Annotated in this window: 12 protein-coding genes; 11 read left to right on the top strand and 1 reads right to left on the bottom strand. The window is 52.6% G+C overall.

Features of this window, described 5'->3' with window-relative positions; all coding sequences use genetic code 11:
- Nucleotides 1–18: 18 nt before the first annotated feature.
- Nucleotides 19–555 carry a DUF1697 domain-containing protein gene (locus JUF13_RS04410; protein WP_203637949.1) on the bottom strand — a complete coding sequence of 179 codons (537 nt, stop codon included), beginning with the start codon at nt 553–555 and terminating at the stop codon, nt 19–21.
- A 250-nt stretch (nt 556–805) separates the two neighbouring features.
- Between JUF13_RS04410 and JUF13_RS04405 the strand changes: the two genes are divergently transcribed.
- The 11 genes from JUF13_RS04405 (at nt 806) to JUF13_RS04355 (ending at nt 11,695) form a co-directional block, all read left to right on the top strand.
- A complete protein-coding gene (locus JUF13_RS04405) occupies nt 806–1,351 on the top strand; it encodes a hypothetical protein (RefSeq protein ID WP_203637948.1) in 546 nt (181 codons plus the stop codon).
- Nucleotides 1,352–1,430: 79 nt separating this feature from the next.
- A complete protein-coding gene (locus JUF13_RS04400; protein WP_203637947.1) occupies nt 1,431–2,129 on the top strand; it encodes a type 1 glutamine amidotransferase in 699 nt (232 codons plus the stop codon).
- A gap of 467 nt (nt 2,130–2,596) precedes the next feature.
- The gene (locus JUF13_RS04395) at nt 2,597–2,917 is read left to right on the top strand and encodes an ArsR/SmtB family transcription factor (RefSeq protein WP_203637946.1); all 321 of its coding nucleotides are present in this window, start codon (nt 2,597–2,599) and stop codon (nt 2,915–2,917) included.
- A 5-nt stretch (nt 2,918–2,922) separates the two neighbouring features.
- Nucleotides 2,923–4,650, top strand: coding sequence for an arsenical pump-driving ATPase (gene arsA, locus JUF13_RS04390; protein ID WP_203637945.1), 1,728 nt, complete (start codon nt 2,923–2,925; stop codon nt 4,648–4,650).
- Between the two features lie 12 nt (nt 4,651–4,662).
- A complete protein-coding gene (arsD, locus tag JUF13_RS04385) occupies nt 4,663–4,989 on the top strand; it encodes an arsenite efflux transporter metallochaperone ArsD (protein WP_203637944.1) in 327 nt (108 codons plus the stop codon).
- A gap of 229 nt (nt 4,990–5,218) precedes the next feature.
- Nucleotides 5,219–5,941, top strand: coding sequence for an ABC transporter ATP-binding protein (locus JUF13_RS04380; protein WP_203637942.1), 723 nt, complete (start codon nt 5,219–5,221; stop codon nt 5,939–5,941).
- Nucleotides 5,941–7,155 (top strand): ABC transporter permease, encoded by a 1,215-nt coding sequence (locus tag JUF13_RS04375; RefSeq protein WP_203637940.1) that lies wholly within the window; start codon nt 5,941–5,943, stop codon nt 7,153–7,155. The genes JUF13_RS04380 and JUF13_RS04375 overlap by 1 nt, the downstream gene beginning before the upstream one ends.
- A gap of 379 nt (nt 7,156–7,534) precedes the next feature.
- Complete coding sequence (locus JUF13_RS04370; protein ID WP_203638044.1) at nt 7,535–8,122, top strand: TetR/AcrR family transcriptional regulator; 588 nt, start codon at nt 7,535–7,537, stop codon at nt 8,120–8,122.
- A 333-nt stretch (nt 8,123–8,455) separates the two neighbouring features.
- Complete coding sequence (locus tag JUF13_RS04365) at nt 8,456–9,352, top strand: energy-coupling factor transporter transmembrane component T (protein WP_203637939.1); 897 nt, start codon at nt 8,456–8,458, stop codon at nt 9,350–9,352.
- Nucleotides 9,340–10,986 (top strand): ABC transporter ATP-binding protein, encoded by a 1,647-nt coding sequence (locus JUF13_RS04360; protein ID WP_203637937.1) that lies wholly within the window; start codon nt 9,340–9,342, stop codon nt 10,984–10,986. Before JUF13_RS04365 ends, JUF13_RS04360 begins: the two co-directional genes overlap by 13 nt.
- Nucleotides 10,987–11,077: 91 nt before the next feature.
- The gene (locus tag JUF13_RS04355) at nt 11,078–11,695 is read left to right on the top strand and encodes an ECF transporter S component (protein ID WP_236002671.1); all 618 of its coding nucleotides are present in this window, start codon (nt 11,078–11,080) and stop codon (nt 11,693–11,695) included.
- Nucleotides 11,696–11,702 lie beyond the last annotated feature (7 nt).

The raw sequence follows: 11,702 nt of genomic DNA, 5'->3' as shown, positions 1-11,702 counted from the left end.
GTTTTTATTATAGCATGGTCATTTGGTAAAGTAGTGAATGAAATATTTAACGGTCGAATAGCTACGGGTACTGGTCTGCTGGTAAAATGGCGTCCCAATCAGTTGACGATAGAAGGACCGTTGAAAGCCACGTTGACCGTCGACGGTCCAGAAAATAAATTGCGGTGTGCAGACGACGTGGTCAACGGGCGTCAGCTGGTTCATCAGCCAGGCGTCCTGGTCGGGGACATAGGTGGTCAATTTGAATAGCAGCATGTGCTGGCGATTGCTGTGACCGTCCCACCACGCGGGTGCTTGAGCGCAGGTGCTAAGAAGCTCATCGCGGGTGAAGAGGCCAAAGGGTTGCGTGAAGTCTAAGTGTGTCGCTAACGTATCGGCCACCAACTGAGAACAGTCGGCTCGTGAGCGGGCACTCGTGAAGAAGGCATTGCCGCTATTGCGATAGGTCTGCACGTGTTGCAAGCCAGCGGTCGTGAGCCAGTCACGGAGGTCGGCCATTTTGACGGTGTGCCGGGTCCCGGCATTTACCGCCCGTAGAATGAGTAAGTTTTCCATGGAGTCACTCCTTAATTAGTGGATTGATTACGACTTAGATTAGTCGAAAGTGGCGACGTTTGCAACCGGTAGTCAATTACTTGTAGAAATGCTGATTTGAAGGACTAAATGATGTTCAGTGGCCCACCCACGCTTCAATTGTTACAAATTCAATTTCACCAGATTTTATCGCTTGAAAAACCGCCCAGAAGCGTATAATTAAGGGCATAGAGACGGGCCAGACCCACTCTTATTCGGGGAGGATTTACACATGAAAAAGATGATGCTGGCGGTTGCGACCGCCGTCACGCTGTTGGCTGTCGGGGGCGTGTCACTGGGGACACCGGTGGCGGCGCAGGCGAAAACTAAGACAACTTTGAAAGCGGTGCCGCAACGTTACCGGCATACGTGGTACCACTATGAACATGGCAAGATGGACACGCTGACGTTTAGTACCAAGCGAATCTCTGGCCTGACGTATTACGATGGGCAGGCGGCCAAGTACGTGGCGCACATTCACCATCACAAGTTAAGCGCGAAGAAATTTAAGAAACACTATTCCTGGAGTACGGTCACAAACAAAACCGCGCACCAAGCCCAATGGATCAACGTTCGTGGCTGGAATCAGATCATGGGGGATGGCGATTACTACAAAGTGATGACCAAGACCTATCATGGCAAAAAAATCAGCGTCCTGAGTCAGGCTGGCGGTGCCGGCATCTGGACCAGCGCACACTACTACCGGACGAAGCAGCTCGCCAAGCAACGGGGACCACGGTACTTTAGCAACGAAGTTTACTATCCCATGAATGTTTAACTGCAAGAACTAGCGGGGCGTCAAGGTCTGACCAATCAATCCTGTGTCTAGTGTTAGGACAACTATAGGAGGGATTTTCATGCGTATCAACGTGTTACAGCATGCGGTCGACGAGGGCCCCGGCGCCATTACGAGTTGGGCCAACGCCAACCGTCATGAACTTTATACTTATCATCCGGCCACGTATGGCAAATTACCGACCGCGGCGGAAACGGATCTGCTGGTGATTCTAGGCGGACCGATGAGTCCTAACGACAATCAACCGTGGATCAAGGCAGAACGCGCATTGATCCAAGAACTGTTAGCCGCGCACAAGCCAATCTTCGGCGTGTGTTTCGGTGCCCAACAGATTACGAAATTGCTGGGTTACCCGGTTAAAAAGGCCCCGGCTAAGGAAGTGGGCTGGGCCCCGGTCACGCGGCAGAGCACGGCGATTGCGGGGATTCCCGCCAGCCTGGAAGTCTTACACTGGCACGAGGAGATGTTTGAGATTCCCCAGGGCGCCCAGCTGTTATTCTCCAGTCAGCATCTGCGAAATCAGGGATTCTTGCTAGGCGACAACGTGATTGGTCTACAGTTTCACATCGAACCGCAGCCCAACAATGTGCGCGAAATGGTGGTCAACGACGGCGATTACGCGGCGGGATCCGTCTTGCAGCAGACGCCCCAAGAAATCCTCGACCACGATGAATCCGTTGAGACTGAGGCGTTGACCTTCCGTTTGCTAGATTTTATTAGTAAGCACGTTTCGGCTGATGACAATGGTCAGCTAACCTAAAGATAAATGTGTGAGCACCCGCTACCGATTGTTTTGTCGGCGCGGGTGTTTTTGGTTTCTGACGGGTTAGAGGACAGTTTGTAAGATAGCGAGGGTGAGTCCTTGTCGAGTTCTTATGAAAGCGTTATCATAATCATATAGACAAACGTCAATATGAGTTTTGAACTAACATAGATATTAAATATTCAGTGACTTGATGTAGAAATTACCGGTTTATGTCAGTGACCAAAGGTGGGCCAAGTTGGCCAGCTATGTCGGCGGTATTGGCTGAGGTCCTTTCTCAGCCTAGAGCGCGGGATGACCTTGGAAACTCGTGAACCTCAGCGAGATTTCAAGGCAAGGCCCCAGACCGCTCCTCAGGCTGGAGCCGGTCCCCATAGCAGGCCAACTTGAGCCCACCGTCGGGAACGGGATGACTACGACCAGCAATTTTTAACATTTAGACGCACGAATAGGGAGGCGAGCAAATGGATGATGCAGCTTACGTGGCCGCGCTAAAGGCGATGGCCGACGAGAATCGCTTGAAAATTATCGGGTTATTGTCGCAGGGCACGCTCTGTGCGTGTGACATTTTGGACCACTTCGACTTTACCCAACCGACCCTGTCACACCACATGCGGGTACTAGCGGATGCGGGCATCGTGACCAGTTACAAAGAAGGTAAATGGAAGCATTACACGCTCAGCGAAGATTTTGCGGCGGCCTTTTTCCAACAGACCACGACGCTTCTGTCCAGCGACCAGCGCTGCGTTTGTGAACTGGAACCGGCAACGACTAAGGAAGGGTGAGTGCCATGGTAAACGTTCAAAATCAACTTGATTTAACCAAGTACCTCTTTTTCACGGGCAAGGGGGGCGTCGGCAAGACCACGATTGCGGCCAGCTCCGCCGTTCAGTTGGCAGACCAGGGCAAACGCGTGGCCCTGATCAGTACCGATCCCGCCAGTAATCTCCAGGACATCTTCCCCGGTGAGCTGACCAATCATCTTCAGCCGGTGGCGACCGTGCCCAACCTGGACGTGGCCAACTTCAATCCGACCGAAGCCGCCGCGGCGTACCGAGAAAGCGTGATTGGTCCGTACCGGAATGTCTTACCGGAAGCGGCACTGACCAACATGGCCGAACAGCTCTCCGGGTCCTGCACGGTCGAGGTGGCCGCCTTCAATGAGTTTGCGAATATGTTGACGAATCAAACCGTTAACGAAACCTATGATTACGTGTTCTTTGATACCGCGCCGACCGGCCACACGTTGCGAATGCTGCAGCTGCCCGCCGCTTGGAGCCAGTACCTCGACGAGAATAAATTGGGCACGAGTTGCCTGGGCCAATTGTCCGGGCTAGGCGAGGAGAAGGAACGCTACCACCAGGCCACCCAGGTGTTGGCGGATGGGCAACAGACGACGCTGATCCTAGTGGCGCGGCCACAACGGGCGACGCTTCAGGAGGCCAGTCGAACGGTCACGGAGCTGGCCAAACTGGGCATCACGCATCACCAACTGGTGATCAATGGCGTCTTGCCCGCCGACCAGCAGGCCGCGGCGCCAGAGCTTTATCAGCAACAACAGGCCGACCTGGCAGCGATTCCGTTTAATATTTTACCCGTTGCTTGGCAGGTGCCCCTGCGCGCCTACAACGTAAGTGGCGTGCCCCAATTGCGTCAGTTACTGGCGGATGAACAGCCAAAATTGACCCAGGAAGCGCCACCGGCAACCGATTATCCGGGACTGGACCGCGTTGTGCAAGCGCTACAGAATCAGCGCATCATTTTCACCATGGGTAAGGGCGGCGTGGGTAAAACGACCATCGCCGTTCAGGTGGCCCAACAGCTGGCCCGCCAAGGCAAACGCGTGCATTTGACCACGACCGACCCCGCGGATCACCTGAGCTGGTTTCAGTTAGACCCGGCCATTCAGGTCAGCCACATCGATGAGCAACAGGTGCTCAAGGACTACCAGGAAACCGTGATTGCCCAAGCCAAACAGGACATGGGCAGTGAGGACGTCGACTACGTGATGGAAGACTTGAAGTCGCCATGTACCCAAGAAATCGCAACGTTCGAGGCCTTTGCCAAAATTGTGGACGAAGACGACAGCGACGTGCTGGTCATCGACACCGCGCCAACCGGGCACACACTGCTCCTGTTGTCATCGACGGAGAGCTATGCGGCCGAGGTCAAACGCACGACCGGGGCCGTTCCCGCCGCAGTCACGCGGTTGTTGCCGCGGCTACAGGACCCGAAGCAGACGGAAACCATCATGGTGACCTTGCCAGAAGCCACACCGGTGTACGAAACACTCCGGCTACAACGGGACCTAGACCGCGCGAAGATTGCCCACACGTGGTGGGTCGTCAATCAGAGCTTGCTCGGAACCAACGGTCAATTGAGCCCGTTTCTCCAAGTCCGGGCCCAAAATGAGCAACCCTGGATCGACCGGGTTGCCACGGCCGCGGCTGACCACTTTGCGGTGGTTGGTGTGCAAGCCAATTTTGAAACGCAGCGACTCCAACCAGTGAAAAGTTAGGAGATAAGCGAAATGAAAAAAATCAATATCTATGAAGAAGCGCTTTGCTGTCCGACAGGGGTTTGTGGCCCTAGCGTCAATCCGGACTTAATTCGGCTGACTGCGCAGACCAAGTTGATCAATCACAGCGATAACGTTCGGGTCTTGCGGCGGAATTTAGCCCAGAATCCACAGGCGTTCGTGCGAGAAAAGCAGGTTGCCAAGTTGATTGCGGACTACGGGATTGAAGTCTTGCCCGTGACCATCGTGGGCGAGAAAGTCATGAAGCTGGGCGGCTACCCGACGACGGCGGAGATGGAAGACTATAGTGGCCTGACACTGCGGGATGCGGTTCATTAAGTTAGCTGATTTTAGACGGGTGGTCGACGATGAAAGTTGACCACTTTTTTTGCTGCCCACAATTAGCTAAATCGCTAGGGAAACACGGGATGGCCGTCAGAGTGGCCTCTCAAGATGATAGAATTCCCTCAGAGTTATTGACAAAAGCCAGAGGTGAGTATATACTCACTTTATTGAGTAAGTGATTAATCACTCACCTAACATAAAATTTGTTTTGGGAGGCATTATTATGGCACAAGCAATGATTGATTTAGCCCATTTAGCCAAGAAATTCGGTGACCAGACCGTCTTGAAGGATATTAATTTAACCGTTAACGCTGGCGAAATCGTCGGGTTGATTGGGCCATCCGGGGCTGGGAAGTCGACGGTCATCAAGGTGGCCTTGGGGATGGAAGTTGCTAACGGCGGGTCCGCCAAAGTTTTTGACACCGTCATGCCCGACCGAAAGTTGCTTGGTCGGATTGGGTACATGGCCCAAACGGATGCGTTGTACGACGACCTGTCCGGGGAAGAGAATTTAAAATTCTTCGGCGTGATGAAGGGCATTGCAAAGGCCAGTATGGCCGCAGAGATTGCCCATGCCGCTGGCGTTGTTGATTTGACAGCTGACCTGAAGAAGCGCGTCGCTGGTTACTCCGGGGGGATGAAGCGGCGGTTGTCGTTAGCCATCGCGCTGCTGGGGAATCCGGAACTCTTAATTTTAGATGAACCCACGGTCGGCATCGATCCGGCTCTCCGGCGTCAAATTTGGGCAGAGCTGGGGAAGATTCGTGATGCGGGGCGGGCCATTCTGATTACGACCCACGTGATGGACGAAGCAGAGCTGACCGACCGCGTGGCCCTGTTGCTAGGCGGCAAGGTCATGGCATTTGATAAGCCCGCAGCATTGAAGCAACAGTACGGCGCGGACACGATTGAGGACGTTTTCTTAAAGGCGGAGGGTGTTGAATAATGAGAACAATTGCGATTATGAATCGGGTGCTGAAGGAACTCATCCGCGATAAGCGAACGTTAGCGTTAATGTTTGTCGCCCCCATTTTGATCATGTTGCTAATGAGTGTGATCTTTAACACGAACTCAACCACGGACGTGAACGTGGGAACCGTCGCCGTCACTCGGAAATTAAATCAGGAAATGGGCGACATCAAGCACGTTGACGTGAAGACCTACGACACCAAGGCGGATGCTAAACAGGCGTTGCAGGATGAAAAAATTGATGCCATCATCAAGAAGACTGGTAATAACTACGAGCTGACCTATGCCAACACCGACTCTAGCAAGACGGCTGCCGTTAAAATGTCGTTTAAGAATGCCGTGACCGCTACCAGCATTGACCAATTAAAGTCAGCGCTGAAGAAGAGCACGACCGGGATGGCCAAGCTTCAAGCGCAACTGATGGTCATGCAAAAGCAACAGGCGGCTAGCACCACGGCCGCGACAGGGAATGCCGCCGCTGCCAAGCAGGCCGCAGCGACTAAGGCCAAGTCAACGACCACGGCCACCAAGAGTACCAGCCAAAAGACACCGAAAATCACCAATCACTACGTTTATGGGGATAAGAATACCGGCTACTTTGCCAAAATGTTGCCAATTCTAATGGGCTTCTTCGTGTTCTTCTTCGTCTTCCTGATTTCTGGGATGGCGCTGTTAAAGGAACGGACGACGGGAACTCTGGATCGGTTGCTGGCAACCCCAGTTAAGCGGTCGTCCATCGTCTTTGGCTACATGTTAAGCTATGGCATTCTGGCCGTGATTCAAACGGTGCTCATCGTTTTGATTACGGTTTGGTTGCTCGGCATGGAAGTGGTCGGCAACATGGTCAGTGTGGTTGTAATCAACCTGATTCTCGCGCTAGTCGCCCTGGCCTTTGGGATTCTGCTCTCAACGTTTGCCAACTCCGAGTTCCAAATGATGCAATTCATTCCGCTGGTCGTCATTCCGCAGATTTTCTTCTCCGGAATCATTCCGCTGGACTCTATGGCCGATTGGGTCAAAGGCATTTCCTACATCATCCCATTGAAATACTCCGGTGATGCTGTTAGCGATATCATCATGCGGGGGACGTCCATCTTTAACGAAGGCTGGAACATTCTGGTCTTGTTGGTCTTCCTGGTTGTGCTGACGTTCTTGAACATTATCGGTATGAAGCGGTACCGGAAAGTTTAGGAAAGTACGAGAGATTAAGTTGTGAATCGCGTATAATGAATTGGATATAGATTGTAACTAACAATGAGTTGAACCAGTAGCGAGCCCGTTCTAACGGGCCAAACAGATGTAAAGCCGCAGGGTGGGTGAAAATAGGCTCAGCCGTGGGAATTCCCTTAGTGGCTATGCCGCTTAGGGAATTGGTATCTTTGAGACGCACAGCGGCTCAAAGTAAGTCCGGAGACCGCACTATGGCTCCGGGCGTCCGCCCACAGCGTCACGGCCTATTTTCACGCACCCGGAGGCACAGACAACGACACGTTCGAAAGAGTTAGAAAGGGTGAAGGGTGTGGAACCGGATGTATTTAGTAGTTACCGCCAATGGCTAGAACATGAAAAAATGCCAAAGGGTAAGAAGTCTGCGCTGGTGGCCGCGCTGGCGCTCTTCTCGGAGCAGGGCTTCGATGGCACCTCGACCGTTCAGGTAGCGGAAAAGGCGGGCATCAGCCAGGCCACCATTTTCAAGTATTTTCACACGAAACAGGATCTTCTGTTAGCTATCGTGGAACCCGTCATGGAAAACTTCTTTCCCCATTACCGGGATGAGTTCTTTGATGGTATCCGCGCCTGTGAGACCTTGCCAGAGATGGTAAGCTTCATGATTCACGACAGATATGCCTTCATAACGGGCAATAAAGAGGCAATTAAAATTCTGGCCATGGAAATGATGATCAGTCAGGAAATGCGTGACTTGTTTGGCAAATTACTGGCAGCCGACGACTTTAATTTTCTGGCAGAACTTCTGAAGATGTTTCGCGAGACGGGTGAGCTACGGGACGACATCGATGCCCCAGGAATCATCCGCATCATTGCCGGCCAATTGATGGGCTTCATCATCGAGTCCAACTTTGCTCCCGGCATTATGGGCGATAGGCAGCGAGACCTCCAGCTAATCAGTGAGCAAATCGTGCGCACCATTTCAAAATAACCTTAACCAGAAGTCAGCATTTCCTTCGCAACAGCGGGGGAAATGCTGGCTTTTTGCGTGCAATGAAAATAAAGGTGACTTGGGGAAAGGGCGACCTGATGGGGGCGTCGCGGTCGTCAAGGGAGCAGTTTAGGCGACCTGGGTAAACGCGACAGGAACATTCCTGGTATAATTTCACCCAGTAGCGACAAGAAAACATAAAAATAGCAATAAAACACAACTCGTAGTATTAAAAAGGATAACCTTAACAAGATATTGGGGATTGTGAAATAACTGAGATGCTATCATAGAATACTAGAAAACGGTTTCATGATGGATGGGTGGGGAGAAAACATGAGAGTCGGGATCTTTGACGAGCTGAATTTTTTTAGTCGCTTACACCCCCTGACGGCGACCATTTATTTTGTTGAACTCTTTGTCCTCTTACTGGTGTTTAACCATTTATTAGTGACGGGCGTTTTATTTGTTGGGTTAGCCGTCTTATGTAGTTGGTACTTCAGTCGCCAAAAGGTTTGGGGAACGTTAAAGGGTGTCGGCTCATTGATGTTGATGATTTTTGCCTTTAACGTGATTTTAAATCAGACTGGAACCAAGACGTTGTGGTCATGGCAATTGGGCAGCTGGACCTTCCGCATCACGCAGACCGCCACGCTGTACGGGGTGACCATGGCCCTGTCGCTGGGTGGCATGATTCTGGCGTTCGTGCTCTTCAATGGGGTCATCACCACGCCCAAGCTGAGTTACCTGCTATTCCCAGTCGTGCCGCGTTTGGCCATGCTCCTGACGATTTCACTACGAATGGTCAACCTGTTTACCCAGAAATTCCGCCGACTCTTGATGCTCCAGAAGACCCGCAACGTGGTGTTGAATGAGGGCAGTTGGCGCGAGCGGTTGCAGAAAACCGGGCAGTTGCTGCGAATCCTATTGATTGATTCCGTTTCGTCAGCCATGGAAACGGCGGTCTTAATGGAGGCTCGCGGTTTTGGTGCTAAGAAACGCAGTCATTACCAGACGTTTCGGTGGCAGGCCATGGACGGCTGGTTTATTGTTGGTAGTTTAGTCATTTTCAGTCTGACCATGGTTTTCCGGTTTCAAGGGCTTGGTTGGACCGGCGACGTCACCAAATTTACCATTTTCGGGCGTCATGATGGTTGGTTACTCCTCCCATTGCTAGCGTTTGTGGGATTACCATTAGTCGGTGAGGGGGGATATAAGTTATGCGAGAATTGATTAACTGTTCAAATTTATCATTTACATATGCCGGGCAGACGCAGCCAACGCTGGTAGACATCTCCCTGAAGATTGCGGCCGGCGAGTTCGTCACCATCGTGGGGGCGACCGGAAGTGGCAAGACCACCTTACTGAAACAGTTGAAGACGGAGCTTAAGCCGGCTGGTGAACAGCGTGGCGATGTGCTGTATCAGGGAACCCCGGTGGCCGACCTCACCAGTAACGTCAGTGCCCAACAGTTGGGCTACGTCGCTCAGGACCCGCAAGTCCAACCCATCATGGCCACGGTGATCGAGGAATTAGCGTTTCCTTTAGAAAATCTCGGCTATTCAACGGCTGAAATGAACAGTCGCATCGCCGAGGTCTCTAATTTCTTAGGATTAAATCAGTTTCTCCACATGCCGATTCAGGACCTTTCTGGGGGACAACTCCAGTTAGTGAATCTGGCCTCAGTCTTAGCGTTGAAGCCCCAGGTGATTCTGCTGGACGAACCCACTGCCCAGTTAGATCCGACGACGGCGCAAAACTTTTTGAACATTTTGCAGCAGGTGCATGATGAACTGGCGATTACCATCATCTTGACGGAGCACCGGTTGAACCGGGTCCTGGCTCTAGCCAATCGACTGGTCCTCCTGGAAGATGGGCACCTCACGTACGACGGAGATGTCTCGACCGGTCTGCAGCGTATGCAGGCGGCACCTAAACTCCAGCCATTTGTCCCGGCCGTGCCGCAGTTTTTCCTGGCGCACCACTTGGATGCGGCGCCGTTGCCGTTGACCGTGACGGCTGGTCGGCGGTTGATTACCCAGCGGGGTTGGCGGTTTAAAGCGGCACCGTTAGCGGAACCCGAGTCCATTGCGCGGCCAGCGAACTGGCACTTCGAGGCGCAACATGTCTCACTACGGTACCCAACGACTGGTGATATTTTGCATCAGCTGGACCTGACCGTGACACCGGCGAGTTGGCTGGCCATCATTGGGAAAAATGGGTCCGGCAAGTCGACACTGTTAACGGTGCTGGCGGGCCTGCGCAAGCCACAACACGGCAAGGTTCGCTTGAATCATCAGATTATTTGGAAGATGAAGAATCGTGATCGACTGCGGCAATTGAGTTATTTGTCACAGAACCCCACGGAGCAGTTCAACGGCGACACGGTCACTGAGGAGTTAACGGCCCAAGCCAAGCTGGCTTCTGGCGACGTGACCGAACGGGTGCAAAAGGCGTTAGAAACGTTCCAGTTGCAGGCGGTGGCCGAGCAGAATTCATTTGATCTCAGTGGGGGTCAACAGCAGCTTCTGGGCTTAGCCTTGGCGCTGATCACACGGCCCCAAGTCCTGTTGTTGGACGAACCCACTAAGGGCTTGGATCCGGGAACCAAATTGCTGGTGGGCCGCATCCTGCAAGAGAAGCACCAAGCCGGGTTGACCCTGATCATGGCCAGCCACGATATGGACTTCTGTGCGGAATTTGCTGACACCTGCACGTTCATGTTTAACGGGTGTTTGACAGAGCCACAACCGACCCGCCAGTTCTTCACGGAGAACTTCTTATCCACGACGGCCGTCAACCGGTTGCTGCGGCAACAGGTGCCAACTGCATTGTTTAGTCAAGACGTCACACAGATAACCGATTAAGGAGGTGAGAAAAATCGTACAGCGTGGATGGTGGAAAAACAATTGGAATCTGGTTGTGCCGGTGGGATTAATTCTGGTGCTGTTAGCGGGGATGCTCCTGCTAAAGGGGCATCATTTTGTGATTTTTAGCTTTGCCTGCCTGGCCTGCAGTCTCTTGCCAGCCTACTGGCACTTTGAGAAACGGCAAATGGGCACGCGATTGTTAGTCTTTTTGGCGGTCATTGTGGCCCTGGGCGTCATGGGGCGCGTGCCCTTAGCCGCAATTCCCAACGTGCAGTTGACTAGTTTTGTGGTCATCGTCAGTGCCGTCAGCCTGGGACCGGAGCTCGGCTTCGTTTCCGGGTCGATGATGGCGTTGGTCTCCAACCTGTTCTTGGGTCAAGGACCGTGGACACCTTGGCAAATGTTAGCTTGGGGGCTTATGGGCCTGACTACGGGACTCCTCGGCCGCACCCAGTTGAAAAATAACCTTTGGGTGATGGTCGTCTGGGGGACTCTGTGGGGCCTCTGGTTTGGCTGGATCATGGATCTCTGGTACGCCTTGGCCTACGTTCGGCCATTACGTCCCGCCAGTTTCTTCCTGTCGTTTGCAGCCAGCCTCATGTTTGATGCTATGCATGCCGCAACGAACGGGATTAGTTTACTGCTTTTGTATCAACCATGGCGTAAGCTTATGGATCGTTTGATTACCAAATACAATATTTTATAAAAGGGGA

This window comes from Levilactobacillus wangkuiensis, from assembly GCF_016861605.1.
GTDB classification, from domain to species: domain Bacteria; phylum Bacillota; class Bacilli; order Lactobacillales; family Lactobacillaceae; genus Levilactobacillus; species Levilactobacillus wangkuiensis.
Note: the sequence above shows the minus strand (reverse complement) of the source record. Positions and strands in the feature narration are given on the sequence as shown.

Coding starts and splice junctions, on each gene's coding strand:
- JUF13_RS04410 (WP_203637949.1), bottom strand. CDS start 555: ATGGAAAACTTACTCATTCTACGGGCGGTAAATGCCGGGACCCGGCAC.
- JUF13_RS04405 (WP_203637948.1), top strand. CDS start 806: ATGAAAAAGATGATGCTGGCGGTTGCGACCGCCGTCACGCTGTTGGCT.
- JUF13_RS04400 (WP_203637947.1), top strand. CDS start 1,431: ATGCGTATCAACGTGTTACAGCATGCGGTCGACGAGGGCCCCGGCGCC.
- JUF13_RS04395 (WP_203637946.1), top strand. CDS start 2,597: ATGGATGATGCAGCTTACGTGGCCGCGCTAAAGGCGATGGCCGACGAG.
- arsA (WP_203637945.1), top strand. CDS start 2,923: ATGGTAAACGTTCAAAATCAACTTGATTTAACCAAGTACCTCTTTTTC.
- arsD (WP_203637944.1), top strand. CDS start 4,663: ATGAAAAAAATCAATATCTATGAAGAAGCGCTTTGCTGTCCGACAGGG.
- JUF13_RS04380 (WP_203637942.1), top strand. CDS start 5,219: ATGGCACAAGCAATGATTGATTTAGCCCATTTAGCCAAGAAATTCGGT.
- JUF13_RS04375 (WP_203637940.1), top strand. CDS start 5,941: ATGAGAACAATTGCGATTATGAATCGGGTGCTGAAGGAACTCATCCGC.
- JUF13_RS04370 (WP_203638044.1), top strand. CDS start 7,535: ATGCCAAAGGGTAAGAAGTCTGCGCTGGTGGCCGCGCTGGCGCTCTTC.
- JUF13_RS04365 (WP_203637939.1), top strand. CDS start 8,456: ATGAGAGTCGGGATCTTTGACGAGCTGAATTTTTTTAGTCGCTTACAC.
- JUF13_RS04360 (WP_203637937.1), top strand. CDS start 9,340: ATGCGAGAATTGATTAACTGTTCAAATTTATCATTTACATATGCCGGG.
- JUF13_RS04355 (WP_236002671.1), top strand. CDS start 11,078: ATGCTCCTGCTAAAGGGGCATCATTTTGTGATTTTTAGCTTTGCCTGC.